The 24,697-nt window shown below is 61.5% G+C and carries 27 protein-coding genes and 2 pseudogenes; 16 read left to right on the top strand and 13 right to left on the bottom strand.

Going from position 1 to position 24,697, the window contains the following annotated elements; all coding sequences use genetic code 11:
• Positions 1-345 precede the first annotated feature (345 nt).
• The 3 genes and pseudogenes from IF189_RS27590 to IF189_RS27580 all read right to left on the bottom strand — a co-directional run.
• Positions 346-1,197, bottom strand: a pseudogene (locus tag IF189_RS27590) (YifB family Mg chelatase-like AAA ATPase); the annotation flags it as partial.
• Between the two features lie 177 nt (positions 1,198-1,374).
• The gene (locus IF189_RS27585) at positions 1,375-1,545 is read right to left on the bottom strand and encodes a hypothetical protein (protein ID WP_167443788.1); all 171 of its coding nucleotides are present in this window, start codon (positions 1,543-1,545) and stop codon (positions 1,375-1,377) included.
• Positions 1,546-2,373: 828 nt separating this feature from the next.
• Complete coding sequence (locus IF189_RS27580; protein ID WP_007920416.1) at positions 2,374-2,634, bottom strand: accessory factor UbiK family protein; 261 nt, start codon at positions 2,632-2,634, stop codon at positions 2,374-2,376.
• A 413-nt stretch (positions 2,635-3,047) separates the two neighbouring features.
• Between IF189_RS27580 and glnK the strand changes: the two genes are divergently transcribed.
• From glnK to sutA, 4 genes are all read left to right on the top strand, one after another.
• Positions 3,048-3,386 carry a P-II family nitrogen regulator gene (glnK, locus tag IF189_RS27575; protein WP_002555808.1) on the top strand — a complete coding sequence of 113 codons (339 nt, stop codon included), beginning with the start codon at positions 3,048-3,050 and terminating at the stop codon, positions 3,384-3,386.
• A 37-nt stretch (positions 3,387-3,423) separates the two neighbouring features.
• Entirely contained in the window at positions 3,424-4,761 is a 1,338-nt protein-coding gene (locus tag IF189_RS27570) for an ammonium transporter (protein WP_119426782.1), read from the top strand.
• A gap of 215 nt (positions 4,762-4,976) precedes the next feature.
• The gene (locus IF189_RS27565; RefSeq protein ID WP_085708920.1) at positions 4,977-5,402 is read left to right on the top strand and encodes a secondary thiamine-phosphate synthase enzyme YjbQ; all 426 of its coding nucleotides are present in this window, start codon (positions 4,977-4,979) and stop codon (positions 5,400-5,402) included.
• Between the two features lie 102 nt (positions 5,403-5,504).
• Positions 5,505-5,831, top strand: a complete 327-nt coding sequence (gene sutA / locus IF189_RS27560; RefSeq protein ID WP_007951900.1) for a transcriptional regulator SutA — start codon at positions 5,505-5,507, stop codon at positions 5,829-5,831.
• A gap of 65 nt (positions 5,832-5,896) precedes the next feature.
• Here sutA and IF189_RS27555 read toward each other — a convergent pair whose 3' ends face one another.
• The 6 genes from IF189_RS27555 to lptM are packed head-to-tail and all read right to left on the bottom strand — an operon-like array spanning position 5,897 to position 10,504.
• Positions 5,897-6,601, bottom strand: a complete 705-nt coding sequence (locus IF189_RS27555) for an HAD family hydrolase (RefSeq protein ID WP_192552548.1) — start codon at positions 6,599-6,601, stop codon at positions 5,897-5,899.
• Positions 6,598-7,497 (bottom strand): tyrosine recombinase XerC, encoded by a 900-nt coding sequence (gene xerC, locus IF189_RS27550; protein WP_085708922.1) that lies wholly within the window; start codon positions 7,495-7,497, stop codon positions 6,598-6,600. Before xerC ends, IF189_RS27555 begins: the two co-directional genes overlap by 4 nt.
• Before the next feature lie 2 nt (positions 7,498-7,499).
• The gene (locus IF189_RS27545; RefSeq protein WP_114886291.1) at positions 7,500-8,225 is read right to left on the bottom strand and encodes a DUF484 family protein; all 726 of its coding nucleotides are present in this window, start codon (positions 8,223-8,225) and stop codon (positions 7,500-7,502) included.
• A gap of 13 nt (positions 8,226-8,238) precedes the next feature.
• On the bottom strand, positions 8,239-9,069 hold the full coding sequence (dapF, locus tag IF189_RS27540; RefSeq protein ID WP_114886289.1) for a diaminopimelate epimerase: 831 nt from the start codon (positions 9,067-9,069) through the stop codon (positions 8,239-8,241).
• 4 nt (positions 9,070-9,073) lie between these two features.
• A complete protein-coding gene (gene lysA, locus IF189_RS27535; RefSeq protein WP_085708925.1) occupies positions 9,074-10,321 on the bottom strand; it encodes a diaminopimelate decarboxylase in 1,248 nt (415 codons plus the stop codon).
• Positions 10,322-10,330: 9 nt separating this feature from the next.
• Positions 10,331-10,504 (bottom strand): LPS translocon maturation chaperone LptM, encoded by a 174-nt coding sequence (gene lptM, locus IF189_RS27530; protein ID WP_134828489.1) that lies wholly within the window; start codon positions 10,502-10,504, stop codon positions 10,331-10,333.
• 239 nt (positions 10,505-10,743) lie between these two features.
• Between lptM and cyaY the strand changes: the two genes are divergently transcribed.
• The 3 genes from cyaY to rnk all read left to right on the top strand — a co-directional run bounded on the left by cyaY (position 10,744) and on the right by rnk (position 11,835).
• The gene (cyaY, locus tag IF189_RS27525; RefSeq protein WP_134828488.1) at positions 10,744-11,076 is read left to right on the top strand and encodes an iron donor protein CyaY; all 333 of its coding nucleotides are present in this window, start codon (positions 10,744-10,746) and stop codon (positions 11,074-11,076) included.
• A 1-nt stretch (position 11,077) separates the two neighbouring features.
• Positions 11,078-11,296 (top strand): DUF1289 domain-containing protein, encoded by a 219-nt coding sequence (locus IF189_RS27520; protein ID WP_085708928.1) that lies wholly within the window; start codon positions 11,078-11,080, stop codon positions 11,294-11,296.
• Between the two features lie 128 nt (positions 11,297-11,424).
• A complete protein-coding gene (gene rnk / locus IF189_RS27515; protein WP_085708929.1) occupies positions 11,425-11,835 on the top strand; it encodes a nucleoside diphosphate kinase regulator in 411 nt (136 codons plus the stop codon).
• 7 nt (positions 11,836-11,842) lie between these two features.
• Here the strand turns inward: rnk and IF189_RS27510 are convergent, their stop codons facing one another.
• The 3 genes from IF189_RS27510 to IF189_RS27500 form a co-directional block, all read right to left on the bottom strand.
• Positions 11,843-14,686, bottom strand: a complete 2,844-nt coding sequence (locus tag IF189_RS27510) for a class I adenylate cyclase (protein ID WP_192552547.1) — start codon at positions 14,684-14,686, stop codon at positions 11,843-11,845.
• 194 nt (positions 14,687-14,880) lie between these two features.
• Positions 14,881-15,126 carry a TIGR02647 family protein gene (locus tag IF189_RS27505; RefSeq protein ID WP_007951883.1) on the bottom strand — a complete coding sequence of 82 codons (246 nt, stop codon included), beginning with the start codon at positions 15,124-15,126 and terminating at the stop codon, positions 14,881-14,883.
• Between the two features lie 191 nt (positions 15,127-15,317).
• Positions 15,318-15,602, bottom strand: a complete 285-nt coding sequence (locus IF189_RS27500; protein WP_192552546.1) for a hypothetical protein — start codon at positions 15,600-15,602, stop codon at positions 15,318-15,320.
• Positions 15,603-15,725: 123 nt separating this feature from the next.
• On the opposite strand from IF189_RS27500, the gene IF189_RS27495 reads away from it, so the two are divergent.
• Complete coding sequence (locus IF189_RS27495; RefSeq protein WP_134828486.1) at positions 15,726-16,385, top strand: glutathione S-transferase family protein; 660 nt, start codon at positions 15,726-15,728, stop codon at positions 16,383-16,385.
• Between the two features lie 59 nt (positions 16,386-16,444).
• Here the strand turns inward: IF189_RS27495 and argH are convergent, their stop codons facing one another.
• On the bottom strand, positions 16,445-17,839 hold the full coding sequence (gene argH, locus IF189_RS27490) for an argininosuccinate lyase (protein ID WP_103368168.1): 1,395 nt from the start codon (positions 17,837-17,839) through the stop codon (positions 16,445-16,447).
• Between the two features lie 343 nt (positions 17,840-18,182).
• On the opposite strand from argH, the pseudogene IF189_RS29260 reads away from it, so the two are divergent.
• The 8 genes and pseudogenes from IF189_RS29260 to rsd form a co-directional block, all read left to right on the top strand.
• Positions 18,183-18,314, top strand: a pseudogene (locus tag IF189_RS29260) (sensor histidine kinase); the annotation flags it as partial.
• Entirely contained in the window at positions 18,311-19,057 is a 747-nt protein-coding gene (locus tag IF189_RS27485; protein WP_085708933.1) for a LytR/AlgR family response regulator transcription factor, read from the top strand. The pseudogene IF189_RS29260 and the gene IF189_RS27485, both read left to right, overlap by 4 nt.
• A gap of 138 nt (positions 19,058-19,195) precedes the next feature.
• Positions 19,196-20,137, top strand: a complete 942-nt coding sequence (gene hemC, locus IF189_RS27480) for a hydroxymethylbilane synthase (protein WP_192552545.1) — start codon at positions 19,196-19,198, stop codon at positions 20,135-20,137.
• Positions 20,134-20,889: a uroporphyrinogen-III synthase gene (locus IF189_RS27475; protein WP_192552544.1), complete on the top strand. Its 756-nt coding sequence runs from the start codon at positions 20,134-20,136 to the stop codon at positions 20,887-20,889. Before hemC ends, IF189_RS27475 begins: the two co-directional genes overlap by 4 nt.
• Before the next feature lie 16 nt (positions 20,890-20,905).
• Positions 20,906-22,045 carry a uroporphyrinogen-III C-methyltransferase gene (locus IF189_RS27470; protein WP_192552543.1) on the top strand — a complete coding sequence of 380 codons (1,140 nt, stop codon included), beginning with the start codon at positions 20,906-20,908 and terminating at the stop codon, positions 22,043-22,045.
• The gene (locus tag IF189_RS27465; RefSeq protein ID WP_134828482.1) at positions 22,042-23,280 is read left to right on the top strand and encodes a heme biosynthesis protein HemY; all 1,239 of its coding nucleotides are present in this window, start codon (positions 22,042-22,044) and stop codon (positions 23,278-23,280) included. The genes IF189_RS27470 and IF189_RS27465 overlap by 4 nt, the downstream gene beginning before the upstream one ends.
• A gap of 217 nt (positions 23,281-23,497) precedes the next feature.
• Positions 23,498-24,049, top strand: coding sequence for a disulfide bond formation protein B (locus tag IF189_RS27460; RefSeq protein WP_134828481.1), 552 nt, complete (start codon positions 23,498-23,500; stop codon positions 24,047-24,049).
• 185 nt (positions 24,050-24,234) lie between these two features.
• Complete coding sequence (gene rsd / locus IF189_RS27455) at positions 24,235-24,693, top strand: sigma D regulator (RefSeq protein WP_119426767.1); 459 nt, start codon at positions 24,235-24,237, stop codon at positions 24,691-24,693.
• Positions 24,694-24,697: the final 4 nt, after the last annotated feature.

Raw genomic sequence — 24,697 nt, 5'->3', positions numbered from 1 at the left:
GGTTCAGCCATCCCGTCGAGGCTCGTTCATCGTCACTTCGGCACAGGTTTTCGACTCTATTTGGATATCGGCAGGTTCCTTTTTTCAAGCGAATCCAATGCGACGTCTATGCCTGAGCAACAAGCCCGAAGCCACTGGCCCAACTCTCCCGGCCCAAAAATGACCTGCTGTACTCTTCCAGTGCTCGTAATTTTTACTCTGAATCAGCAAAAGGTGAAGGAATGTTCTTCAATGCTTTCACTCTTCGAAGTGAATTTTTTTAAATTTGCCATTGAACGCTGAAAATTCCGCTCGACTCAAATTCCCGTCTCATTTATTTCGGAGATGTCTCATTTATTTCGAAATCCTACAGCTGCCACCGACCAGCGCCGGTCCGGAGGCCGAGTGATGCGGTTGGCGGAACGGGCGCTGCGGCCAGTGGGTCAACGGCGCACCGTTGGCGACGGATTGAATCGCTGCCACTTCCAGCGCCTCGCTCTCGGCCAGCGGCGGCAGCAACCCCGGCAATCGACTGGCCAGCAATGTTTTGCCCGTACCCGGTGGCCCGCTGAACAGCAGGTTATGTGCGCCGGCAGCGGCAATCAGCAGCGCCCTTTTGGCGGCGAGTTGGCCTTGCACTTCATTCAGGTCGGGATAGGGTTTGGCGGCATGGATCAACCCATCCGAGACATAGGGTTCGACCGGTGTATGCCCGTTGAAATGCGCCACTGCCTCCAGCAGATGATCCACCGCGATCACCCTCAGTCCCGACGCCAGACACGCCTCCTCGGCATTCGCCCTCGGCACCACCAGCGTCCGCCCGGCCTTGCGCGCCGCCAGCGCCGCCGGCAACACCCCACGCACCGCCCGCACGGCGCCGGATAACGCCAACTCACCCAGACATTCCACGTCATCGAGGGTCAGCGTCGGCACCTGCACACTCGCCGACAGAATTCCCAGCGCAATCGCCAGATCGAACCGCCCGCCATCCTTGGGCAAATCCGCCGGCGCCAGATTCAATGTGATCCGCCGCGCCGGAAACTGCAGACCGGAATTGATGATCGCACTGCGTACCCGGTCCTTGCTCTCCTTCACCGCTGCTTCGGGCAGGCCGACCATGGTCAGCGAGGGCAAGCCGTTGGCGAGGTGAACTTCGACGGTGACGGCGGGCGCATCCACGCCAATCTGGGCGCGGCTATGGACGATGGCGAGGGACATGGTCGTTCCTTGAGTTGAATCGGGGGCCGCTTCCTACGGTTTTTTAAGGGTAGTCGGGGAGGAGGGAGTTGAAGGGACAGTTGCCTGGGCAAAGCTTCACTGGATGTTGCTGAAATAGAAATGACTAATCTTCAGGCGAAAAAAAACCGCCTGCTAGACGGTCTTTTAATGCGGGATTCAAGTTCCGCCACCGGCGAGCCAGCCATCAGGCTCCAATTCTTTGCCATAGGCCGCGGCGACCTTCAAAAAATGCCGCTGACTGGCAGAAACCGTATCGGCCAAACTGGGCGTTTCTGCACGAAGCCTGGATGCGAGTAACGGCTGTTTTTTCTGTTTCTTCTGTTTCATAGACAGCTCTCGTGTCTGTGTTCTGTTTGGATCAGGCCACAGAGGGTAGCGAAGGCTGGGATACTCACGTAATCAGGCGTGGGGGGCAGTCCTTGTAGGACGGTACTTATGTAAGTAAAGGACGTTGGTTCGGGCGGATTCAGGTTGATACGGCTTGGGAGCTAAAAGTTCGCTGCGACTACTCCACAGAAAACCGATTGTCGCACCTATCTCGAGGCGAAAAAAAACCGCCTTGAGGAGGCGGTTTTTAGTTGCAGGCTTCGGTGAGGCCAAGGCCTGCGCATCCTTAGTGGACACACTCACGTTCGCTGAGGGTATGCAGGTTTGCTTCTTGATGCAAGCGTCAAAGCCACTTGGCGCCCATCAGGACATGACGTGCCAGATAAGCCGGGAACACATGCTTAATGGCTTGATACAACTTGTTTAAATGCATTTTGAAGGACTGCAATACCATCCGCTGCGACGATGCCCACTCATGGAGTGTTCACGGAGTGTGGCCGGGAGCGTAAAAATTTCATGTCCCTCGACACGGTGTGAGACCCGTGCCGGTGCTTTTTCGGGGGATCCACACCCGGCCGCCTTGGTGGGCACACTCACGTGTAGTCCCGAAGGTGTTCGTACGCCGGAAAGAGCATCGGAGGTTTGGCCCCACGCAAGGAGGGCCAAAATATGTCTAAGTTTCTTAAACATATGTGGCGCCTCGTCAGGATCGCGCTATGGGCTTTTCGCCTGTACGAGATTCTGCGAGACCGTTGGAATAATTCGCTGTAGTAATTGAACCGACGGAAACCGTTCCTGCCTCGGCAGGAGCGGTTTTAGCTTCTTGTCTCACTCAGCCGGCGGCGTCAGCTTCGCTTCCATTTCCGCCACCTTCGCCTCAAGGCTCTCAAGCCGGGCGCGAGTGCGCGCCAGCACCACCATCTGACTATCGAATTCTTCCCGGCTCACCAGGTCCAGTTTGCTGAAGGCACTTTGCAGCAGCATCTTGAACTGGCTTTCGATTTCGGCTTTGGGCAAGGGCGTGTCGCCGCTGAACAGGCGGGAGGCGGTGCCGCTCAGGGCGTCGAGGAAGTCTTTGGGCGCGAGCATGGGATATGTCCTGGAAACAATGGCCGGCAGTGTATCACGCAGTGTCTATAGTCATTCGCGCGGGTCCGGATGCACGCTTTTCGCGCAAAAGGACGAACGGCTGCGCACCGTTGTTGTGCGTATCCCGTGTGCCATTTCGGTGATGGCATCGACGGCCGCGGCCAAGGGATTGAAATCAGGGGATTTTGGCGAGATGGCAAGCTTTCTGCTTAGTCGGTAGTGACCCATGCACTGATGCAGTCGCTGTGACGAATGCAGTGCGCCGGACGGGACGGGGAGTTTCGTCGGGAGCGGTTAGCTGGCGTCAGTCGGGCGGGTAGGGCCGACGATGCGTTACAAAGCCAGGCACTGCGCTTAGACTTGAGTCGGGTTTGTTTTCCTGGGGCAAGTCCACCAATTCGGGAGAGAGTTTCATGAAGCTAGTCACTGCCATCATCAAGCCGTTCAAGCTGGACGACGTGCGCGAGTCGCTGTCCGAAATCGGCGTGCAGGGCATTACCGTAACTGAAGTCAAAGGCTTCGGCCGGCAGAAGGGTCACACCGAGCTGTATCGCGGCGCGGAGTATGTGGTCGATTTTCTGCCCAAGGTGAAAATCGACGTTGCCATCGACGACAAGGATCTGGATCGGGTTATCGAGGCGATAACCAAGGCTGCCAACACCGGCAAGATCGGTGACGGCAAGATCTTCGTGGTCAATCTGGAACAGGCGATTCGCATCCGTACCGGCGAAACCGATACCGACGCGATCTAAACGCCGCCACAAACCCAACGCCCCAGGAGAAAACAATATGACTCTGCGTAAATTCGCAGGGCTAGGCGCCCTGTTGTCCATCGTAATGCCCGGCCTGGCTTTGGCGGCAGATCCGGTGGCGCCTCCAGTCCTCAATTCCGGCGATACCGCCTGGATGCTGACCTCGACGGCCCTCGTGCTGTTCATGACCATTCCGGGCCTCGCGCTGTTCTACGGCGGCATGGTGCGGTCGAAAAACATTCTTTCCGTGATGATGCAGTGCTTCGCCATTACCGGCCTGGTCACCATCCTGTGGTTCATTTATGGCTACAGCATGGCGTTCGACACCACCGGGATGGAAGCCAACGTCGTCAACTTCAACTCCTTCGTCGGCAGCTTCGGCAAGGCCTTCCTGGCAGGCGTCACCCCGGCCAGCATTACCGGCCCGACGGCGCTGTTCCCTGAAGCGGTATTCGTTACCTATCAGATGACCTTCGCCATCATCACCCCGGCGCTGATCGTCGGTGCCTTCGCCGAGCGCATGAAGTTCTCCGCGATGCTGGTGTTCATGGGCGTCTGGTTCACCCTGGTTTACGCGCCGATTGCGCATATGGTCTGGAGCGGCCCGGGTTCGCTGTTGGGTGACTGGGGCGTGCTCGACTTCGCCGGGGGCACCGTGGTGCACATCAATGCCGGTATTGCCGGTCTGGTGGCGTGCCTGGTACTGGGCAAGCGCAAAGGCTTCCCGACCACCCCGATGGCGCCGCACAACCTCGGTTACACGCTGATGGGCGCGGCGATGCTGTGGGTCGGCTGGTTCGGCTTCAACGCCGGCTCCGCAGCTGCGGCCAACGGCACTGCCGGCATGGCGATGCTGGTCACTCAGATCGCAACCGCTGCCGCCGCACTGGGCTGGATGTTCGCCGAGTGGATCACTCACGGCAAACCAAGCGCACTGGGTATTGCATCGGGCGTGGTTGCCGGTCTGGTGGCAATCACTCCGGCGGCCGGCACCGTGGGCCCGATGGGCTCGCTGATCATCGGTCTGGCCGCTGGCGTGGTGTGCTTCTTCTGCGCCACCAGCCTGAAACGCAAACTCGGCTATGACGACTCCCTGGACGCCTTCGGCGTGCACGGTATCGGCGGTATCCTCGGCGCAATCCTCACCGGTGTTTTCGCTGCTCCGGCGCTGGGTGGCTTCGGCACCGTCACCGACATTGCTTCCCAAGTGTGGATTCAGTGCAAAGGCGTCGGCTTCACGGTGATCTACACCGCGATCGTTACCTTCATCATCCTCAAGGTACTGGATGCCGTGATGGGGCTGCGCGCTACCGAGGAAGAAGAATCGGTCGGCCTGGACCTGGCACAACACAACGAGCGCGGCTACAACCTGTAAGAACGCGCCTCAAAAAACTTGCCCGGTTCGCCGGGCATTTTTTTGTCCGGAATTTGTCATCCCTGATGTGGCTGAATGGATTTTTCGTACTGCTTTGGTCGTGTTTACGACGGGTGTTTTTCTACGGCCAATGGCTTACATCATTGAAGGAATATTAGGGCCTTTGTTTTTTTTCAGAGCGCGCTAGAATGCGCCCCGAACGTGCGGAGAACTGTATGTGGCAACAGACTCTGATAACCCTGCGGGCACGGCCCCGGGGCTTTCATCTGGTAACGGAAGAGTTGCTCGCCGGACTGCCCGAACTCAAGGCATGCCGGGTCGGTCTGTTGCATTTGTGGCTACAGCATACCTCGGCGTCGTTGACCATCAACGAGAACGCCGATCCGGCGGTACGTCGCGACTTCGAACGATTTTTCAATCGTCTGATCCCACAAGGAACAGACGGCTATGAGCATAACGACGAAGGCCTGGACGACCTCCCGGCGCACTTCAAGGCCAGCGTGCTGGGCTGTCAGATCAGTTTGCCGGTAACGGCGGGTCGACTGGCACTGGGCACCTGGCAAGGCGTTTACCTGGGCGAGCATCGCGATCATGGCGGTGCCCGCAAAGTCCTCGCCACCTTGCACGGTGAAGGGGCATAAACCGTTGGTCACCAATGGTTACCGATTTTTTTACGGCGACTTTCGACAGTCGCCAAAGCTGGTCTATAACTAATCTGCTTTTCGCAAGTCATGAGGTAGAACATGAGCGACGATGATCTGGAAAACGACGACCTCGAAGTAGGCGACGAAGACGAGGCCGAAGACGGTCTGGAAGCGGCAGCGGAAGACGTTGCTGAAGACGATGGCGGTGACGATACGCCGGCCCCGGCTGCCAAAGGCAAGGCCAAGGCTGCGGTGTCGGTCGACGAGTTGCCGAGCATCGAAGCCAAGAACAAGGAGCGCGATGCCCTGGCCAAGGCCATGGAAGAGTTCCTTGCCCGTGGCGGCAAAGTGCAGGAAGTGGAGGCCAACGTGGTCGCCGATCCGCCCAAGAAGCCGGACAACAAGTACGGCAGCCGCCCTATCTGAGGCGTGCCGCTTGCTTGCTGAAAAAGCCCGCCGTCGCTGCGGGCTTTTTCATGGGCGAAAGAAAACTAGCCGAGGCTATTCCAGCGGGCGAGCACGGCGGGAAGGTCGGTCAGGCTGCAAATCTCCGCATCCGGCAAGCGTTCCGCTTCCCAGACCTTGCCGGCCGGGTTGAACCAGATCGCGCGCAAGCCCGCCTGCTGCGCTCCGGCAATGTCATCTCCCGGATGATCGCCGATATGCACCGCCGCCTCGGCACTCACGCCACCACGCTGCAGGGCTTCATGAAACAGTCGCGCATCCGGTTTGGCGATGCCGATGTCTTCGGCGCACAGCGCAAACTTGAAGTAATCCGCCAGTCCGAGACGACGCACATCGGCATTGCCGTTGGTGACCACGCCGAGGGCGTAATGTTTGGCGAGGGTCTCCAGGATCGGCTCGACTTCCGGGAACACCTCGATCTGATGCCGGGCATGCAGAAACACTTCAAAACTCTTGTCCGCCAGCTCCGACGCTTCGCCGTGGGCATATCCGGACTCTTCCAAGGCATGGAACAGCACTCGCCGGCGCAACGCGCTGATACGGTGCTTGAGCCCCGGTTCGCTGCTCAGCACGCGCTCACGGATCGACCACAGATGTTCCACCGGCACCGCGCCAAGCTTCGGTGCGTGGTCGCTCAGCCACTGGCGCAAAACCGCTTCGGCGCTGACGATCACCGGGGCGGTGTCCCACAGGGTGTCGTCGAGGTCGAAGGTGATCAACTGGATGCTCATGAATCGTCGCCTTTCATGCGTTTGGCCCGTGGGTGGGCGCTGTCGTAGACTGCCGCCAGATGCTGGAAGTCCAGGTGGGTATAGATCTGGGTGGTCTTGATGTCCGAGTGGCCGAGCAGTTCCTGCACCGCCCGCAGGTCCTGGGAGGACTCCAGCAAATGGCTGGCAAAGGAGTGCCGCAACATGTGCGGATGCAGGTTCTGCCCCAGTTCACGTTCGCCGGCCAGTTTGACCCGCACCTGAATCGCTCGCGGGCCGAGGCGCCGGCCTTGCTGGCTGACAAACACCGCGTCGTCCGCCGGGTTGGTCAGCGCCCGCAACGGCAACCATTGCTCCAGTGCTTCCCGGGCCTTTTTGCCGACCGGCAAAAGGCGCGTCTTGCTGCCCTTGCCGAGCACCTGAACCATGCCGTCGGCGAGGTCGAGCTGATCGAGATTGAGCCCGGTCAGCTCCGACAGGCGCAGGCCTGAGGAATAGAACAACTCCAGAATCGCCTGATCGCGTCGGGCCAGAAAGTCGTCCTCGACCGCGCCTTCAAGCAGTTGCAGCGCTCGGTCGGTGTCGAGGGTTTTCGGCAGGCGGCGTTCGCCTTTGGGCGGTGCCAGGCCGGTGGCCGGGTCGTGATCGCAGAGGCCTTCGCGATTCAGATAGTGATAGAGCCCGCGCACTGCCGAGAGCAGGCGTGCAAGGCTGCGCGAGGACTGGCCTTGCGCGTGCAGGCGGGCGATCAGGCTGCGCAGGCGCTGGATGTCCAGGGCCTGCCAGCTGCCGACGTTCTGTTTGTTGCACCAGCCGAGGACCTTGTCGAGGTCGCGGCGGTAGGCCGACAGCGTGTGCGGCGACACCTGCCGCTCACTGCGCAGGTGTTCGCAGTAAGCGTCCAGTTGCCGTTCCATGCTCAGCGTACCGAGCGCAGGGAGCTGTTGACCCGTGGCAGCACGCGGCCCATGACTTCGGCGATGTAACTGAGGAACAGCGTGCCGACCGAACTCTTGTAGTGCTGCGGATCGCGGCTGGCGATGGCCAGGATTCCGTGGATGCCCTGGTGGCTGACGGCGACCACGGCGGTGGAACCGATCTGCTTGCGCTGCTCTTCGCCGAACAGGAAGTCCAGTTCGTGTTCACGCAGGCTGCCGCTGACGCTCTTGCCTTCGGTGAGCAGGCCGCCGATGGCGGTCTGCGCGTCGGCGTGAGTGACCCAGCGGCCGACCGGCGCGGGGTTGTCGCCAAGCAGGATAAGGCTGACGAAGGGCACCTGAAAGTCCTGGCGCAGACTGTCTTCAACGCTGATCACCACGTCTTCCAGGGTGGCGGCGTCCATCAGGGCGAGGATCAGGCGGCGGGTCTTGTCGAACAGGCGATCGTTGTCCCGGGCCACATCCATCAAGTGCGAGAGGCGGTGGCGCATCTCGATGTTGCGGTCGCGCAGGATGGACATCTGACGCTCGACCAGCGACACGGTGTCGCCGCGACGATGGGGGATGCGCAGGGACGGCAGCAGTTCTTCGTGCTCGACGAAGAAGTCCGGATGAGCCTCCAGGTACGCGGCAACCGCTGCCGCCTCCAGGCTCTCGGACGCTGTTTCACCGGACTGTCGGGCGGGTACCTGAGGCTTATCGGTCATGGCTTGTGCTCACTCAAAGACGGACTTGTCCTTCGTATACACGCACTGCCGGACCGGTCATCAGCACCGGTTGGCCGGGTCCTGCCCATTCGATGGACAGGCGCCCGCCCGGCAGGTCGATCAATAGCGGCGAATCCATCCACCCCTGGCTGATCGCAGCTACAGCAGCAGCGCAGGCGCCGGTGCCGCAGGCCTGGGTTTCCCCGGCGCCGCGTTCCCAGACGCGCAATTGTGCGCGGTTACGGTCAATGACCTGGAGGAAGCCGACATTGACCCGCGCCGGAAAGCGCGGATGGTGTTCGATCTTCGGTCCCAGTTCATGCACCGGTGCGGTGTTGATGTCCTGCACGCGCAGTACCGCATGCGGGTTGCCCATCGAGACCGCTGCGAGTTCGACCGATGTTCCGTCGACGTCGACCTGATAGCTCAGGGCCTGCTCGCTCGCCTGGAACGGAATGTCCGCCGGCACCTGACGCGGTGCACCCATGTTCACGCCGATCTGGCCGTCGTTACGCACGTCCAGTTCGATGATGCCGCCCTTGGTCTCGACGCGGATCTGCCGCTTGGCGGTCAGGCGCTTGTCGAGCACGAAGCGGGCGAAGCAGCGTGCACCATTACCGCACTGTTCGACTTCGGAGCCGTCGGAATTGAAGATCCGGTAACGGAAATCCACGTCCGGATTGCTCGGCGCCTCGACGATCAGCAACTGGTCGAAACCGATGCCGGTGTGCCGGTCGCCCCACATTTTTGCGTGCTTGGGCTGAATGTGCGCGTGCTGGCTGACCAGGTCGAGGACCATGAAGTCGTTGCCCAGGCCGTGCATCTTGGTAAAACGCAGCAGCATGGGGTTACTCCGGCAGCAGGCTTTCGCCGGCAAACAGCTCGGCCACGGTCTCGCGGCGACGCACTTCAAATACCTGATCGCCATCTACCAGCACTTCGGCGGCACGACCGCGAGTGTTGTAGTTGGAGCTCATCACAAAACCGTAGGCCCCGGCCGAATGCACAGCCAGCAGGTCGCCTTCTTCCAGCGCCAGTTCGCGATCCTTGGCGAGGAAATCGCCGGTCTCGCAGATCGGGCCGACCACGTCGTACTTGCGTGCAGCGGTGTCGCGCGGCTTGACCGCCGTCACGTCCATCCACGCCTGGTACAGGGCAGGGCGGATCAGGTCGTTCATCGCCGCATCGACGATGGCGAAGTCTTTGTGCTCGGTGTGCTTGAGGTACTCGACCTGGGTCAGCAGCACGCCGGCATTGGCGACGATGAAGCGGCCCGGTTCGAACACCAGCGCCAGATCACGACCGACCAGACGCTCGCGCACGGCCTTGATGTAATCGGCAGCCAATGGCGGCTCTTCATCGCGGTAGCGCACACCCAGGCCACCACCGAGATCGATGTGGCGCAGATGGATGCCGCAATCGCCCAGGCGGTCCACCAGATCGAGCAAGCGATCGAGCGCGTCGAGGAACGGTGGCAGGGTGGTCAGTTGCGAACCGATGTGGCAATCCACGCCGACCACTTCCAGGTTCGGCAGGTGTGCGGCACGCACGTACACGTCTTCGGCGTCGGCGATGGCGATGCCGAACTTGTTCTCTTTGAGACCGGTGGAAATGTACGGGTGGGTGCCGGCATCGACGTCCGGGTTCACGCGCAGCGAGATCGGCGCACGAACGCCCAGCTCGGCGGCGACCACTTGCAGGCGCTCCAGCTCGTCGGTGGATTCGACGTTGAAGCAATGCACGCCGACTTCCAGTGCACGACGCATGTCGTCACGGGTCTTGCCGACGCCGGAGAACACGATCTTGTCAGGGCTGCCGCCGGCGGCCAGGACGCGTTCGAGCTCGCCACGGGAGACGATGTCAAAACCGGCGCCGATGCGGGCCAGGACATTCAGGACGCCGAGGTTGGAGTTGGCCTTGACCGCGAAGCACACCAGGTGCGGCATGCCGGCCAGCGCATCGGCATAGGCCAGGTACTGGGCCTCGATGTGGGCGCGGGAGTAGACGTAGGTCGGTGTGCCGAAGCGGTCGGCGATGGCGGACAGCGCCACACCTTCCGCGAACAGCTCCCCGCCACGGTAGTTAAAAGCGTCCATGGCGATCCCTTATTGGTAAACGTCGTGCTTGTGTGCTTTGGACGACTGCTTTTGCGAGGACTGGGCTTGTGCAGCTGGGTCCTGATCGTCATCCGGCAGGTACAGCGGGCCTTTCTGACCGCAGGCCGAAACGAGACAGGCAACCGCGACGAGCGCAGCAAGGGAAGAGATCAGGCGCTTCATGGCGAAATCCTTGAATATGCGTTAATTGCGCCGGAGTATACCGGCCACCCGGCAGCTTGCCTATGCGACGGAACTCCCGTCCGGCGGGGCTCGGGCTGCGGCGCGGAAAACTTTCCTGCATGGCGGGTGCATATTTCGTCGCCGGGCAGGGCGCTTGGTCGTTATCCTTTGCAATCGGCCGGCCGCGACCGTATCTTGCGGCGCTTGAGCCTGATCAGACATTTTTTGAGGTTGCCGCAATGAGTTTGTCCGAAGCCCGTTTCCATGATCTGGTCGATGCCACCCAGCAAGCGCTGGAGGACATCTTTGATGAAAGTGGCCTGGATCTGGACATGGAGAACTCGGCCGGTGTGCTGACTATCAAGTTCGACAACGGCAGTCAGTTGATCTTCAGCCGTCAGGAGCCTCTGCGTCAGTTGTGGCTGGCTGACCGTTCCGGTGGTTTCCATTTCGACTATGACGAGCAGGCCGGCAGGTGGACCTGCGAGAAAACCGAAGAGTTGCTGGGCGAAATGCTGGAGCGCATCGTCTGGGAGCGCGCCGGCGAAAAACTCGATTTCGACGAAATCTGAGATGACGACCGCGCCACGCCCTGCCAAGCCGCTCTACAGCAACGTCAGTCCGGCCGTGCCTTCGCCGTGTACCGGCGTCTGTCGGCTGGATGAGCAGAAGGTCTGCCTCGGTTGCATGCGCCATGTCGAAGACATCCGTGAATGGCGTTCGGCCGATGACGAGCGCCGTCGGGTAATCTGCGCGCAGGCGATGCAACGCCGGCAGCTCGCCGGAGCGTAGCTTGTATATTTTTTGAGCTGTGATAGTGTCCGGAAACGCCTCAACCCATCGAGGCCTGGTGAAAACCCCGTCTTTTTTGGCGGGGTTTTGCTTTTTTTGTGTGCAGAAGAAAGGAGTCTGCCCGGATCATGACCGCACCTTCCATCACCCTTACCCGTCTGGACGTGCAACGTCTGGAACGCCTGATCGACAGCCTGGATGACTCGCTGCCGGGCGTGATCGCGCTGCAAACCGAGCTGGACCGCGCCGATACCCTGGTCGGCCACGATGAAGTGCCCGCCGATGTCGTGACGATGAATTCCCGTGTGCACTGTCGCGAAGAAGGCAGTGGCAAGGACTACCACCTGACCCTAGTCTATCCGAAACACGCCAACGCCGATGAAGGCAAGATCTCTATCCTGGCCCCGGTCGGCAGCGCGCTGCTGGGCCTGAAGGTTGGCCAGCACATCGACTGGCCGGCCCCGGGCGGCAAAACCCTGAAGCTGACCTTGCTGGAAGTCGAATCGCAGCCGGCCAACGGCGGCGACTTCCCGGAATAATCCTGCCTCAGACCTGCTCGAGCGCCTCGTTCAGAGAGCGTTCCAGGTCGGCCTTGTAACGCAGATACAGATTGCTCGAACTCTGCCCGTCACCGATCACGCCCGACAGGTCCAGGTCGGTGATGTAGCAGCGGTAGCGCTCGGCTTCCCGGCGCTGACCGACGATTTCCCGGGCGACCACGCTGAACAGCTGGTCGCCATGTTCCAGCTCGCAGAATTCCCGCTGATTGCAATACAACGTGACCTGCACCTCGCCCGGTGCGGCTTTGCCGATGATCGCCTGCACGTCGTAGAACGGTTTGTTGACTGGCGTCTGCGGAGCCGGGCGCATTTCGACCCGTCGTGCGCGTCCCGGTCCTGACGGCAATAACTGGTAATACAAGATTTCAAGGCCGGCGGCGTGGTTCGAGTCCATGGGCAGCAGTGCTTCGCGCCGGAACTGGATCGATTGCAGGAAGCGCTGCAGCGGCACCAGCAGACTTTGCTCGTCGTGATAGGGCAAATGTTGTTGCCACAGTGCGTTGAATTCGTCGAGCACGTACAGCTCGGCCGTCTGCTCGGTGATCCGGTAGAACACCTGAATGCATTCGGGCTGGCCCATCGGCAGGATCAGCGCGAGGTCGTGGTCTTCCAGCGCCATCGGGTCCAGGTGCAGCGGGCTGTAGCGCGGTTGCTCCTCGCCGAGGTAATCGAGCAGTGCCGGCAGGGTGGCGAGGGCGACATGGCTGACCTGGCCCGGCACCAGTTCCAGCACGTGATAGTGCTGCTGCACCTGAAGCAGGTAGCGGTGATTCAAGTCGCTGAGCAGCAGGTTCTGTGCGGTATCGACGATCTCTTCCACCCGGCGGGCGATGAATTGCGCGCGGTTGTGGCAGAAGCAACGCACTCGCAGCGAGGGCTGGTGCGGTCCGCGCGGTAGGTTGTTGAGGTAATCGCGCAGGCAGTCGAGCAGCGCATGCGGGCCGTCGAAGCGGTTGACCAGCACTTCGTTCCAGCTGTTGAGCGTGACCTGATCGAGGGTCAGCACCAGGTTCTCGCGCACGCCGGCATAGCTCAGGGAGTCTGTGCGTTCGGTGGTCATCAGGATATTCAGGTCGCGGTGATGCTTGAGCGGGTCGACCCCGACATTCACCAGAATCAGCACTTCGCTCGGCACACTGGCGCGCAGCAGCGGTTCTTCGGCAACGGTCGGCAAGGGCAGGGCGATGCTCTGCTGCAGGCTGCCGAGCAGGTTGAACAGCTCGAACTCGCTCATGTCGCTGGTGCCGGGGTGCAGGGCCAGTCGGGTGCTGCTGTCGATCACGCCGTTGCGATGACACCAGGTCAGCAGTTCCAGCAACTGGCGGCTGCGCTTGATCGGCGCGAAGTGTTCCCACTCCAGCGCCGTCAGGCTGCCGTTATACAGCCCCCACTGGGTTTGGCCGGGTTCCTTCTTGTTCGGCGACTGCACCAGGGTCAGGGTGTCTTCGGCCAGGTCTGGGGCGATGCCCGGATTGATGAACTCGACCTTGTCGGCCTTGCGTTCGAACGCGGCGTACAGGCGTCGGCCGAGGACATTGAGATCACGTTTGTTGATCAGGCTGACGGTCTGCTCGGTGCGGGCGAACTGGGTCAGGAAGCGATAGCTGTAATTCAGCTCGTTGACCAGAGCCCGGCGCTCGGCGCTGACCTGGCGGACTTTCCACTGGCTGCGGCTGTCGAGCAAAGCCAGTTGCCGCTGGTCCCAGTGCCATTCGCTAGCCAGTCTTTCCAGTAATGAGCGTTGCCAGCTCTGGGTGCGGCTGTTGCCGGTGAGCTTGCGGTTGACCTTGAGGTACAGCGCACGGCGTACCAGTTCCAGGCGCTCAGGTTCATTGCGGGCGGTGAGGTATTCCTCGATCCGGCGGTAAACCACCATGTACGGATCGAGCTCGTCGAGGTCGAGCCGGTTGGCAAACACCGCCTGCTTGAAGCGCAGGCTCAGGCACTGCACCTGCGGATGTTCGCTGGCGTAGACCTCGATCAGCAGCAGCTTGAGCACCGACTTGTAAGGCGACTCGATGCCCTTGAACAACTGCCACAGCCCGGCACCCACGAACTCGCCCGGCGGAATGTGCGCCAGTGGGCCAAGATCGAGGATTTCATCGTTGCGGATGAAACGCTTGGAAATCAGGGTGTGGGTGTACTGGTCGTATGCGCGCTCTTCGTAGACCGGCACCAGCCACCAGATCGGCGTGCGCCCGGCCAGCCAGATCGCCGTGCGGTAGAACTCGTCCAGCAGCAGATAGTGCTGGGTGGTGCCGCAATCTTCGGAACTGAGCTGGGTATCACGCTCGCCTTTGACGAAACGCACCGGGTCGATCAGGAAGAAGTGCGCTTCGGCGCCCTGGCTCGCGGCCCAGGCTTCGAGCAACTGGCATTTTTTGCGCAGTTCGGCGAGTTCGCTGTCGCTCAGGTCGGGGGCGTGGCAGACCCACACGTCCATGTCGCTCTGGTCCGCCTGGGCCAGGGTTCCGAGGCTGCCCATCAGGAACAGGCCGTGAATCGGCCTTGGCGGGTTGCTGCCGTGGCGCGGCTTGTAGGAGAACGAGCGTGTCAGGCGCTGGGCTTCGGCGAGGGCGTCGGCGTCCGGTTCGTAATTCGACAACCCGGCCGGCGTGCTGCCCGAGACATAACCGGGCAGCAGCGGATGATTGACGTGGAAAAACAGCGGCAACAGGGTCAGCACGCTTTGCTGGCGCGTCGACAGGCCTTCGAGGGCCCGGTGCAGGCGGCCTTCGTTGAGTTTGAGAAAGCGTGCGCGCAGTTGGCTGAGTACCTTGCGGTCGATTCCCTCGTCCAGGTCGGGGCGGATTTCATGGGTGCGGGTCATGTCGACTCAAACCGGCTCGCAGGGCTCGGAGGCAGAGGGTCACGGAATGCGGGGGAGTTTAGCGCCTGTGCAGCGCGAGCATTAAGCTGAATTTGTTTTTTGACGTCAGATTTCCACCGCGTGGCGATGGCTTGCGGCCGGGCTGGCCCGCGGAAATCCCGTGGCGGAGGTTTCCGTGGGCAAAGTCGGGAGGATCAGGCGGTTTGTTGCTCTTTCAGAATCGTCAGTACGGTCTGCACGTTTTGTGCGGCATCGCGACCGAGACTGGTCAGGTAACCGCCATCAGGCTGGTCTGTCAGTTCTTTTTCAAAGAGGCGTTGGGCAGCAGCAATGTGCTTCGGGGCAGCGGTCTGATGAATTTTCAGACCTTCCTGGGAACTGTCCAGGTTGAAGAGTGCGAGGACTTCCAGTTCGGCAACCAACTCAGGGGTAAGCGACATAAGGACTCCAGACTTTCTAGGAATTGGACGACAGCGCCCCTAAGGTGAACCTGCCGGCGCGGCCTGTCCAGTGTGCGTCGGGGTTTTTGTCTCGGGGGTGGATTCCAGTGTAGTCAGGGGCCGGGAGAAGGCCGCAGAGATGGGTGACAAATTGTGTGGGAGCAGAGCTGCTCCCACATCGGGCTGCCCGGTTAAGCCTTTTCCGGTGGCAGCTCGGGCAATGCGCGAAGGGCCGCTTCGTACCATTCGGTATTGAACGCGCGGTCGTCATCGAGCATGGCGTCGATTTCGTAAGCCAGCACGTGGGCCATCAGGTTCAGGATGTCTTCGCGCTCGTAACCGACCAGGGTCAGTTTGTTGAACGTTGCCTTGGCTGCGGGCGGGTTGTCGCTTTCGATCTGGTTTTCGATGGCTTCGATCAAAGTGCTCTCGGTGAACTCTTCTTCGTTGTTATCGATGTCTGTCGGCTCGCTCATGGCAGGCTCCTCAAGGAAAGGCGCCAGTTTACCCGCATTCAGCGGCGTGATGCTGCTGGCGGGATTCCCCGGAGCGATCTATAAACAGGCACTGCCCACCCCGCACGGCCTGGAGGCTATGTGATGTTCAAGCTCTACGGATTCTCAGTCAGCAACTACTACAACATGGTCAAACTGGCGCTGCTGGAAAAGGGCCTGCCGTTCGAGGAAGTCACCTTCTACCCGACGCCAACGCCGGAGTCTCTGGCCATCAGCCCGCGCGGCAAGGTGCCGGTGCTGGGGGCCGAAGGCGGCTACATCAACGAAACGATGGTGATGCTCGAATACCTCGAAAGCACCCGGACGGGTGTTCCGCTGCTGCCGGCCGAGCCGTTCGCGCGCGCCCAGGTGCTGGCGGTGGCCAAGGAAATCGAGCTGTATATCGAGCTGCCGGCCCGTGCCTGTTACGGCGAAGCGTTTTTCGGCGCGGCGTTGCCGGAGGCGATCAAGGAGAAGACCAAGTCTGAATTGCTGCTGGGTTTTGCGGCGCTGGGACGCCACGGCAAGTTCGCCCCGTATGTGGCGGGCGACAGCCTGAGCATCGCTGATCTGTACTTCCTCTACAGCGTGCCGCTGGCGGCTGCGGTGGGGCACAAACTGTTCGGTCTGGATTTGCTGGCGGAGATGCCGAAGGCCAAGGCACTGCTGGAGCGACTTGAGCAGAATCCGCATGTGCAGAAGATTGCAGCGGACAAGGAAGCGGCGATGCCGACGTTTTTGGCGATGATCGCGGCCAAAAAGTAGAAATTTGTTCTGAAGCAAATTCGCGGGCAAGTCGATGATTCGACTTGCCCGCGATGCTTTTAGCGGCTGGCGATCAGCGCCTGACCGCGAGCCACGGCAGCCTTGACCTGCGCCGGGGCAGTGCCGCCGATGTGGTCACGGGCATTCACCGAGCCTTCCAGGGTCAGTACGGCAAACACGTCCTGCTCGATCTGGTCGCTGAACTGACGCAGCTCTTCCAGGCTCATCTCCGCCAGATCCTTGCCGGTGTCGACGCCGTACTTCACGGCGTGGCCGACGATTTCGTGGCAGTCACGGAACGGCAGGCCACGGCGCACCAGGTAGTCGGCCAGGTCAGTGGCGGTGGAGAAACCGCGCAGCGCCGCTTCACGCATGATCGCGTGTTTCGGTTTGATCGCCGGGATCATGTCGGCAAAGGCACGCAGCGAGTCGCGCAGGGTGTCGGCGGCGTCGAACAGCGGTTCCTTGTCTTCCTGGTTGTCCTTGTTGTAGGCCAGCGGCTGGCCTTTCATCAGGGTCAACAGGCCCATCAGGGCGCCGAACACGCGGCCGGTCTTGCCACGCACCAGCTCCGGCACGTCCGGGTTCTTCTTTTGCGGCATGATCGAGCTGCCGGTGCAGAAGCGGTCCGGCAGATCGATGAACTGGAACTGCGCGCTGGTCCACAGCACCAGCTCTTCGGAGAAGCGCGACAGGTGCATCATCGCGATGCTCGCGGCCGAGCAGAATTCGATGGCGAAGTCGCGATCGGACACGTTGTCCAGCGAGTTGCCGCCGACAGCGTCGAAGCCCAGCAGTTGTGCGGTGTATTCGCGGTCAATCGGGTAGGTGGTGCCGGCCAGCGCGGCGCTGCCCAGCGGCATGCGGTTGGTGCGCTTGCGGCAGTCGACCAGGCGCTCGTAGTCGCGGCTGAGCATTTCGAACCAGGCCAGCATGTGGTGACCGAAGGTCACAGGCTGGGCGGTCTGCAGGTGGGTGAAGCCCGGCATGATGCTCGCGGCCTCGCGCTCGGCCTGCTCCAGCAGGCCTTTTTGCAGGCGGGTGATCTCGGCCAGGATCAGGTCGATCTCGTCGCGCAGCCACAGGCGGATGTCGGTGGCGACCTGGTCGTTGCGGCTGCGGCCGGTGTGCAGCTTCTTGCCGGTGATGCCGATGCGGTCGGTCAGGCGTGCTTCGATGTTCATGTGCACGTCTTCGAGGTCCACGCGCCAGTCGAACTGGCCGGCCTCGATTTCGCCCTGGATGGTCTTCAGGCCATCGATGATGCTGTCGCGCTCGGCATCCGTCAGCACACCGACCTTGGCCAGCATGGTGGCGTGGGCGATCGAGCCCATGATGTCGTGGCGATACAGGCGCTGGTCGAAAGTGACGGAGGCGGTGAAGCGGGCGACGAAGGCGTCGACGGGTTCACTGAAGCGGCCGCCCCAGGACTGATTGGTCTTGTCAGTGCTCATGAATTCGCTCGTATCGGCTTGAAGAAAGAAGGCGTGAAACGCTGGCGCGGATAATAACAGGGTTGCCAATCCTGTCGTTGACACTGGTCGATACGTTTTTTTCTCATCTCTGCGTTCATAGTCGCCGCCGGTTCCGGGGGATTTGCGCAAGGATATTTTCCGATTGAGCAATATCGGCCCGGCGAGCGTCTACAGTAGGACTAAGGGTCGGCGCGACTGTGGATCGTGCAAAGGTCTGGCCGCCGACTATAAGAAGAGAGGGGTGGGTGTTTTGACCATCGGCATACCCTGCGTAAAACGCAGACAGACGCGAGCTTCGAGTGGTGCGTCCCGGGTGTCGGCAAATATTGCCGGCCGACGTACGGCACTTTTTGGCGCTCGCGCTAGTCTTAGCGTGGATCGCGGTGACGGACGTCACTCCACTTGTCTACGCTATCCTTGTGCGAGACTCACGCAGGAATCCAGCGCAATATGAATGTCCTGATCGTTGATGACGAACCACTGGCCCGCGAGCGCCTCGCCCGAATGGTGAGCGAGCTCGAGGGCTACACAGTCCTGGAGCCCAGCGCCACCAATGGCGAAGAGGCGTTGGCACTGATCGACAGCCACAAGCCGGATATCGTGCTGCTCGATATCCGCATGCCGGGCCTCGACGGCCTGCAAGTGGCTGCCCGGCTGTGCGAACGCGAAACCCCGCCCGCCGTGGTGTTCTGCTCCGGTATCGATGAATTTCCCTTGGAGGCCCTGCAGGCCAGCGCCGTGGGCCATGTGGTGAAACCCGTGAGAACCGAACATCTGCAGGAAGCCCTTAAAAGGGCCGAACGTCCGAATCGGGCTCAGCTATCGGCCCTGACCCGTCCCGCCGCCGAAAGCGGCAATGGTCCGCGCAGTCATATCAGCGCCCGCACTCGCAAAGGCATCGAACTGATCCCGCTGGATCAGGTGGTGTATTTCATTGCCGATCACAAGTACGTGACCCTGCGTCATGAAGCCGGTGAAGTGCTGCTGGACGAGCCGCTCAAGGCGCTGGAAGACGAGTTCGGCGAGCGATTCGTGCGGATCCACCGCAATGCCCTGGTCGCCCGCGACCGCATCGAGCGTCTGCAACGCACCCCGCTGGGCCACTTCCAGTTGTTCCTCAAGGGCCTGAACGGTGACGCGCTGATCGTCAGCCGCCGCCATGTGGCGGGCGTACGCAAAATGATGCAAGGGCTTTAGCCCGAGGGCGTCGGGCGGCTTTCCATTCTCTTCACCAGGCAATGCCGGCCAGGGAGGCCACGCCGTTTCTGATTCAGGTCAAAGTGGATTTGGCTGAGCTGTTATTATCCGCCGTATCTATTCAGTACGGATTGATCCATGTCCTCTCGCGAAATCCGCATCGCCACCCGCAAAAGTGCACTGGCCCTCTGGCAGGCCGAATACGTCAAAGCCCGTCTGGAAGCAGCCCACCCGGGCCTGCTGGTGACGCTGGTGCCCATGGTCAGTCGCGGCGACAAGCTGCTTGATTCGCCGTTATCGAAAATCGGTGGCAAGGGCCTGTTCGTCAAGGAACTGGAATCCGCGCTGCTGGAAAATGAAGCCGACATCGCCGTCCATTCGATGAAAGACGTGCCGATGGACTTCCCCGAAGGCCTCGGCCTGTTCTGCATCTGCGAACGCGAAGACCCGCGCGATGCGTTTGTCTCCAATACTTTTTCCAGCCTTGATGCGTTGCCGGCCGGCAGCATCGTCGGCACGTCCAGCCTGCGTCGCCAGGCACAGTTGCTGACCCGTCGTCCCGACCTGGAAATCCGCTTCCTGCGCGGCAACGTCAACACCCGCCTGGCCAAGCTCGATGCCGGCGAGTACGACGCGATCATCCTCGCGGCGGCCGGTCTGATTCGCCTCGGTTTCGAAGACCGCATCACCTCGGCGATCAGCGTCGACGACAGCCTGCCGGCCGGTGGCCAGGGCGCCGTCGGTATTGAATGCCGCAGCGCCGATGCTGAAATCCACGCCTTGCTCGCGCCTTTGCATCACGCCGATACAGCTGACCGTGTGAGCGCCGAACGTGCCCTCAACAAACACTTGAATGGCGGTTGCCAGGTGCCGATCGCCTGCTACGCCGTGCTCGAAGGCGAGCAATTGTGGCTGCGTGGCCTGGTCGGCGAGCCGAGCGGCGGCAAGCTGTTGAGTGCCGAAGCCCGGGCGCCGCGCTCTGACGCTGAAGCGCTGGGTGTGCAGGTGGCTGAAGATTTGCTGCGCCAGGGTGCCGACGACATTCTCAAGGCTGTCTACGGCGAGGCAGGTCACGAGTGACGACCTGGCGCCTGCTGCTGACGCGCCCCGCTGACGATTGCGAGGCGCTGGCCGAGGTACTGGCCGGGCAGGGGATTTTCAGCAGCTGCCTGCCGCTTTTGGAAATCGCGCCGCTGCCGGTCTCTGACACAATGCGCCAGACCTTTGCCGGATTGTCGCGCTTTAGCGCGGTGATCGTGGTCAGCAAGCCGGCGGCGCGCATCGCTGGGCAATTGATTGATGCCGTGCCGGCCATGCCCTGGTTCAGCGTTGGCGCAGCGACGGCGCAGACTCTTCGGGATCGGGGTCTCGATGCGCATTGCCCGGACGAGGGCGATGACAGTGAAGCCTTGCTGCAATTGCCGCGTCTGCTCGAGGTCGTTGAACGGCCCGGCGCACAGGTGTTGATCCTGCGCGGAGAGGGTGGTCGCGAGCTGCTGGCCGAGCGCCTGCGCGCGCTTGGTGCTAGTGTCGAGTATCTGGAACTGTACCGCCGTGACCTGCCGGACTATCCGCCGCGGGAACTGCCCCGACGGATTGCGGCGGAACGCCTGAACGGGCTGGTGGTCAGCAGTGGACAGGGTTTTGAGCACCTGCGTCAGTTGGCCGGTGATACATGGCCGTCGCTTGCGCAGATGCCGTTGTTTGTTCCAAGCCCAAGGGTCGCCGAGCAGGCACGTGCCGCCGGGGCCCGAACAGTTGTGGATTGTCGCGGCGCCAGTGCCGCGGCCTTGCTGACGGCGTTACGGGAGCATCCCGTGCCCGTTCTCTAATGCAAAGGATGGATACGTGAGCGAAACAGCCTTGCCTAAAGATGACGTTCAACCTGTGATCGATGCACCGGTTGATGCACCGCCACCGGCCGCTGAACCGCGCCGAGGCAACGGATTGGCCATTGTCGCGCTGCTGCTCGGCGCCGCCGGTGTTGCGGTGGGTGGCTGGGGTGTCTGGCAGGTGCGACACCTGCAAGCCAACACGCAGGAGCAATTGAGTCAGGTGCAGGCGTTGAATGATCAGGCCCAGAACCTGAAGCTCAACGAGCAGCGTCTGACCGAACGTCTCGGACAACTGCCGGGCGCTGACGAGCTCGCCGAGCGCCAGCGTCTGGTGACGCAACTGCAGGGCGATCAGCAGCGCCTCAATCAGCGTCTGGAAACCGTCCTTGGGGCAAGTCGCAAGGACTGGCGTCTGGCCGAGGCCGAGCATCTGCTGCGACTGGCCAGCCTGCGACTTTCTGCCTTGCAGGACATCAGCAGCGCTCAGGCTCTGGTGCAGGGGGCCGACGATATTCTGAAGGAGCAAAACGATCCGGGTTCGTTTGCCGCGCGTGAACAAGTGGCGAAAACCCTGGTGGCGTTGCGCAGTACCGAGCAGCCCGATCGTACCGGTCTGTTCCTGAAGCTGGGCGCACTGCGTGATCAGGTCATCGGGCTCACCGAACTGGCGCCCGAGTACAAGGATCGCGGCGATTCGCTGCTGGGCCTGACCTCCGATGGCGACGGTGCCAGTCGCTGGTCGCAGTGGTGGGATCAGATCTCGCGCTACATCCGCATCGATTTCAATGCCGACAAGAACGTGCGGCCGCTGCTCGCCGGGCAGAGCCTGAGCCAGGTACGCCTGGCCCTGAGTCTCTCTCTGGAACAGGCGCAATGGGCGGCGCTCAACAGTCAGGCAGCTGTCTACACCCAGGCACTGACTGAAGCGCGGGACGTGCTCAAGGGTAATTTCAACCCGGACAACCCGCAGAGCAAAATCATGCTTGAGCAGGTCGCGGAGTTGAGCAAGCAGCCGGTCACGGTTGTTACGCCGGATCTGGCGGGCACCCTCAGCGCCGTGCAGGCCTATCTTGAGCGCCGTAACGTCAACGCTGAAGACTCGGTGAAACCCTTCGCCAAACCTGCCGCCACCGCGCAGGAGGCCACGCCATGAAGCGTCTGTACGTCATCGTGTTTCTGGTGATCGCTGCGACGGCGGCCCTTGGTCTGGCGATTGCCGAGCATTCCGGTTACGTATTGGTGGCCTACAAAAGCTTCCGCTATGAGTCGAGCCTGTGGGCGACGTTGGCGCTGGTGGCGGTGCTCTGGCTGCTGATCTGGGGCATCAAGGCGCTGGTCGAGCTGGTGCTGACTTCCGGTGGCGTGGTCAATCCATGGTCGCGCCGCAACCGCAGCCGTCGTGTGCAAGTGGCGATCGAGCACGGTCAACTGGACCTGGCCGAAGGTCGCTGGGCCAGCGCCCAGCGTCACCTTTATCGGGCTGCCGAGGCCGAGCGCCAACCGTTGCTGTATTACCTCGGTGCCGCCCGTGCTGCCAACGAGCAAGGCAATTACGAGGAAAGTGATCGTCTGCTGGAGCGCGCGCTCGAACGTCAGCCTCAGGCTGAACTGGCGATTGCCTTGAGTCATGCGCAACTGCAAACCGACCGTGGCGATACCGAAGGTGCGCTGGTGACCTTGCAGGCCATGCGCGAGCGTCATCCGCACAACGTCCAGACTCTGCGTCAGTTGCAGCGTCTGCATCAGCAGCGCGGTGACTGGTCGGCGGTGATCCGCATGCTGCCCGAGCTGCGCAAGGACAAAGTCCTGCCGCCTGCCGAACTGGCCGAGCTGGAACGTCGCGCCTGGGGAGAGAACCTGTCGCTGGCGGCACATCGCGAAGAAGATGGCGCGGTCGGTCTGCAATCGCTCAACCGTGCCTGGCAGCAACTGACTTCGTCACAGCGCCAGGAGTCGCCGCTGGTACTGGCCTACGCCGAGCAACTGCGTCAGCTCGGTGCTCAGGTCGAGGCGGAAGAGGTGTTGCGCGGCGCCCTCAAGCGCAAGTACGACAGCCACCTGGCGCGCCTCTATGGCCTGGTGCGCGGCAGTGATCCGGCGCGTCAATTGCAGGTGGCCGAGGGCTGGCTCAAGGATCATCCCGCCGACCCGAGCCTGCTGCTGACGCTCGGCCGACTGTGCCTGCAAGCCAGTCTGTGGGGCAAGGCGAGGGACTATCTGGAAAGCAGCCTGCGCACCCAGCGCAATCCGGAAGCCTGTGCGGAGCTGGCTCGGCTGCTGGCCCGGCTCGGCGATACCGAGCGCAGCAACCAGCTGTTCCAGGAAGGTCTGGGATTGTTGGACGAGCGCCTGCTGGCCGCGCCTTTGCCGGTGCAGGCTCACGCCTGAATGGACGAGGGGGTGCGCTCCCTCGCCCATATCCTTGACTGAATAGTTACCGCTATTTCACTTCTGAGGCAGAGTCCTACAGAGGCCTACATCCTTTCCTCTCGCGTCTGTCGGGATTTCCCTACATCTCTGGTGAAGTGTCGCCAGTGACCTGCCTTGAAAGGCCGAGGCCCTTTCCTCTACCGTAACTGCCTGTCTTTACTGTTACGGATAACCCATGTCGTTGACCTGCTCACGCTCCCTGTTTTTTATGGCTTTCACGGCGGGAACACTGGCGCTGGGAGCTTCCTATTACCTCGAGTACGTGGTGGGTCTCGTGCCGTGCAGCCTGTGCCTGGTGCAACGGCTTTTCCTGAGCATTCTCACCACCTGCTGTGGTGTGGCAGCGGTGCATGGGCCAGGGCGCTTCGGCCTTTCGCTGTACTGGTCCGGTGCGCTGGCGGCCAGTCTCGGCGCAACCATGGCTGCATGGCGGCAGGTGCTCCTGCAAAGCGACGCACTGCATCATCTGGCACAGTGCGCGCCCGGCACCGAGGAACTGTTCAGCCACCTGCCATGGCTTTGCGCCCTGGCGCGGATGTTCACTGACAGCGAAGATTGCTCGCAAATGTCCTGGACGTTGTTCGATCTGAGCGTTCCCGAGTGGAGCCTGCTGTTCTTCGTCGCCATGTCGATCCTTGCGGTTTACCAATTGCTGCGACTGGCCTGGAGCGCTCTGCAGCGACCGCTCAGCGGCGAAGCGTCGCACCGGGGGCTGGTCAGGGATTAAACACTTGTATGAACTTTCTCTCCTGCGTACCTTGAAGCCACAGGCGTGCGGGCATAATCTGGCCCGCACGTGTCATTGGATTTGTGTTGCTCGATGACGCTCTGCCTGAACGCCTCTCAAAGCAACAGCCACAAGAAGGGGCACGGGTGTAGGGCAGCATGACCCACAAGGGAAGAGAGATCGCCATGCTCGAAAGTTGTCAGAATGCTCAGGAACGTTGGGGTGGAGTTCATCTGCTGATCGACCGCTGGCTCCAGGAGCGTGAGGAACTGATCGCTGCCTACGACAAGCTGGGCGCAGAACCTCAGGCACTGTCCGAAGATCGAAAGCCCTTGCAGGAATTCTGCGGCGTACTGGTCGATTACGTGTCGGCCGGGCACTTCGAAATCTACGAACAACTGACGGGCGAGGCCAAGGCCTTCAACGACAAGCGCGGCCTGGAACTGGCCGAGACGATCTACCCGCGCATCGATGTCATCACGGAAAAACTGCTGGCCTTCAACGATCTTTGCGATGAAGGCAAATGCGTTGCCGAAAAATTCAAGGAGCTGGGTGGGCTGCTCCACGAGCGCTTCGAACTGGAAGACTGCCTGATCGAAGTGCTGCATACCGCCCACAAGGAAGAGGATTCGGTTCAGGCTTGAAGCG

It is taken from the genome of Pseudomonas sp. IzPS59 (assembly GCF_014863505.1).
Classification (GTDB): Bacteria; Pseudomonadota; Gammaproteobacteria; order Pseudomonadales; family Pseudomonadaceae; genus Aquipseudomonas; species Aquipseudomonas kribbensis.
This window is presented reverse-complemented; position numbering and strand designations above follow the sequence as displayed.

Coding starts and splice junctions, on each gene's coding strand:
- IF189_RS27580 (WP_007920416.1), bottom strand. CDS start 2,634: ATGCTCGCGCCCAAAGACTTCCTCGACGCCCTGAGCGGCACCGCCTCC.
- IF189_RS27570 (WP_119426782.1), top strand. CDS start 3,424: ATGACTCTGCGTAAATTCGCAGGGCTAGGCGCCCTGTTGTCCATCGTA.
- dapF (WP_114886289.1), bottom strand. CDS start 9,069: ATGCTGCTGCGTTTTACCAAGATGCACGGCCTGGGCAACGACTTCATG.
- rnk (WP_085708929.1), top strand. CDS start 11,425: ATGACCGCACCTTCCATCACCCTTACCCGTCTGGACGTGCAACGTCTG.
- lptM (WP_134828489.1), bottom strand. CDS start 10,504: ATGAAGCGCCTGATCTCTTCCCTTGCTGCGCTCGTCGCGGTTGCCTGT.
- IF189_RS27495 (WP_134828486.1), top strand. CDS start 15,726: ATGTTCAAGCTCTACGGATTCTCAGTCAGCAACTACTACAACATGGTC.
- IF189_RS27555 (WP_192552548.1), bottom strand. CDS start 6,601: ATGAGCATCCAGTTGATCACCTTCGACCTCGACGACACCCTGTGGGAC.
- IF189_RS27500 (WP_192552546.1), bottom strand. CDS start 15,602: ATGAGCGAGCCGACAGACATCGATAACAACGAAGAAGAGTTCACCGAG.
- rsd (WP_119426767.1), top strand. CDS start 24,235: ATGCTCGAAAGTTGTCAGAATGCTCAGGAACGTTGGGGTGGAGTTCAT.
- IF189_RS27510 (WP_192552547.1), bottom strand. CDS start 14,686: ATGACCCGCACCCATGAAATCCGCCCCGACCTGGACGAGGGAATCGAC.
- IF189_RS27545 (WP_114886291.1), bottom strand. CDS start 8,225: ATGACCGATAAGCCTCAGGTACCCGCCCGACAGTCCGGTGAAACAGCG.
- IF189_RS27485 (WP_085708933.1), top strand. CDS start 18,311: ATGAATGTCCTGATCGTTGATGACGAACCACTGGCCCGCGAGCGCCTC.
- cyaY (WP_134828488.1), top strand. CDS start 10,744: ATGAGTTTGTCCGAAGCCCGTTTCCATGATCTGGTCGATGCCACCCAG.
- IF189_RS27465 (WP_134828482.1), top strand. CDS start 22,042: ATGAAGCGTCTGTACGTCATCGTGTTTCTGGTGATCGCTGCGACGGCG.
- IF189_RS27505 (WP_007951883.1), bottom strand. CDS start 15,126: ATGTCGCTTACCCCTGAGTTGGTTGCCGAACTGGAAGTCCTCGCACTC.
- IF189_RS27520 (WP_085708928.1), top strand. CDS start 11,078: ATGACGACCGCGCCACGCCCTGCCAAGCCGCTCTACAGCAACGTCAGT.
- argH (WP_103368168.1), bottom strand. CDS start 17,839: ATGAGCACTGACAAGACCAATCAGTCCTGGGGCGGCCGCTTCAGTGAA.
- IF189_RS27460 (WP_134828481.1), top strand. CDS start 23,498: ATGTCGTTGACCTGCTCACGCTCCCTGTTTTTTATGGCTTTCACGGCG.
- sutA (WP_007951900.1), top strand. CDS start 5,505: ATGAGCGACGATGATCTGGAAAACGACGACCTCGAAGTAGGCGACGAA.
- glnK (WP_002555808.1), top strand. CDS start 3,048: ATGAAGCTAGTCACTGCCATCATCAAGCCGTTCAAGCTGGACGACGTG.
- hemC (WP_192552545.1), top strand. CDS start 19,196: ATGTCCTCTCGCGAAATCCGCATCGCCACCCGCAAAAGTGCACTGGCC.
- xerC (WP_085708922.1), bottom strand. CDS start 7,497: ATGGAACGGCAACTGGACGCTTACTGCGAACACCTGCGCAGTGAGCGG.
- IF189_RS27565 (WP_085708920.1), top strand. CDS start 4,977: ATGTGGCAACAGACTCTGATAACCCTGCGGGCACGGCCCCGGGGCTTT.
- IF189_RS27585 (WP_167443788.1), bottom strand. CDS start 1,545: ATGAAACAGAAGAAACAGAAAAAACAGCCGTTACTCGCATCCAGGCTT.
- lysA (WP_085708925.1), bottom strand. CDS start 10,321: ATGGACGCTTTTAACTACCGTGGCGGGGAGCTGTTCGCGGAAGGTGTG.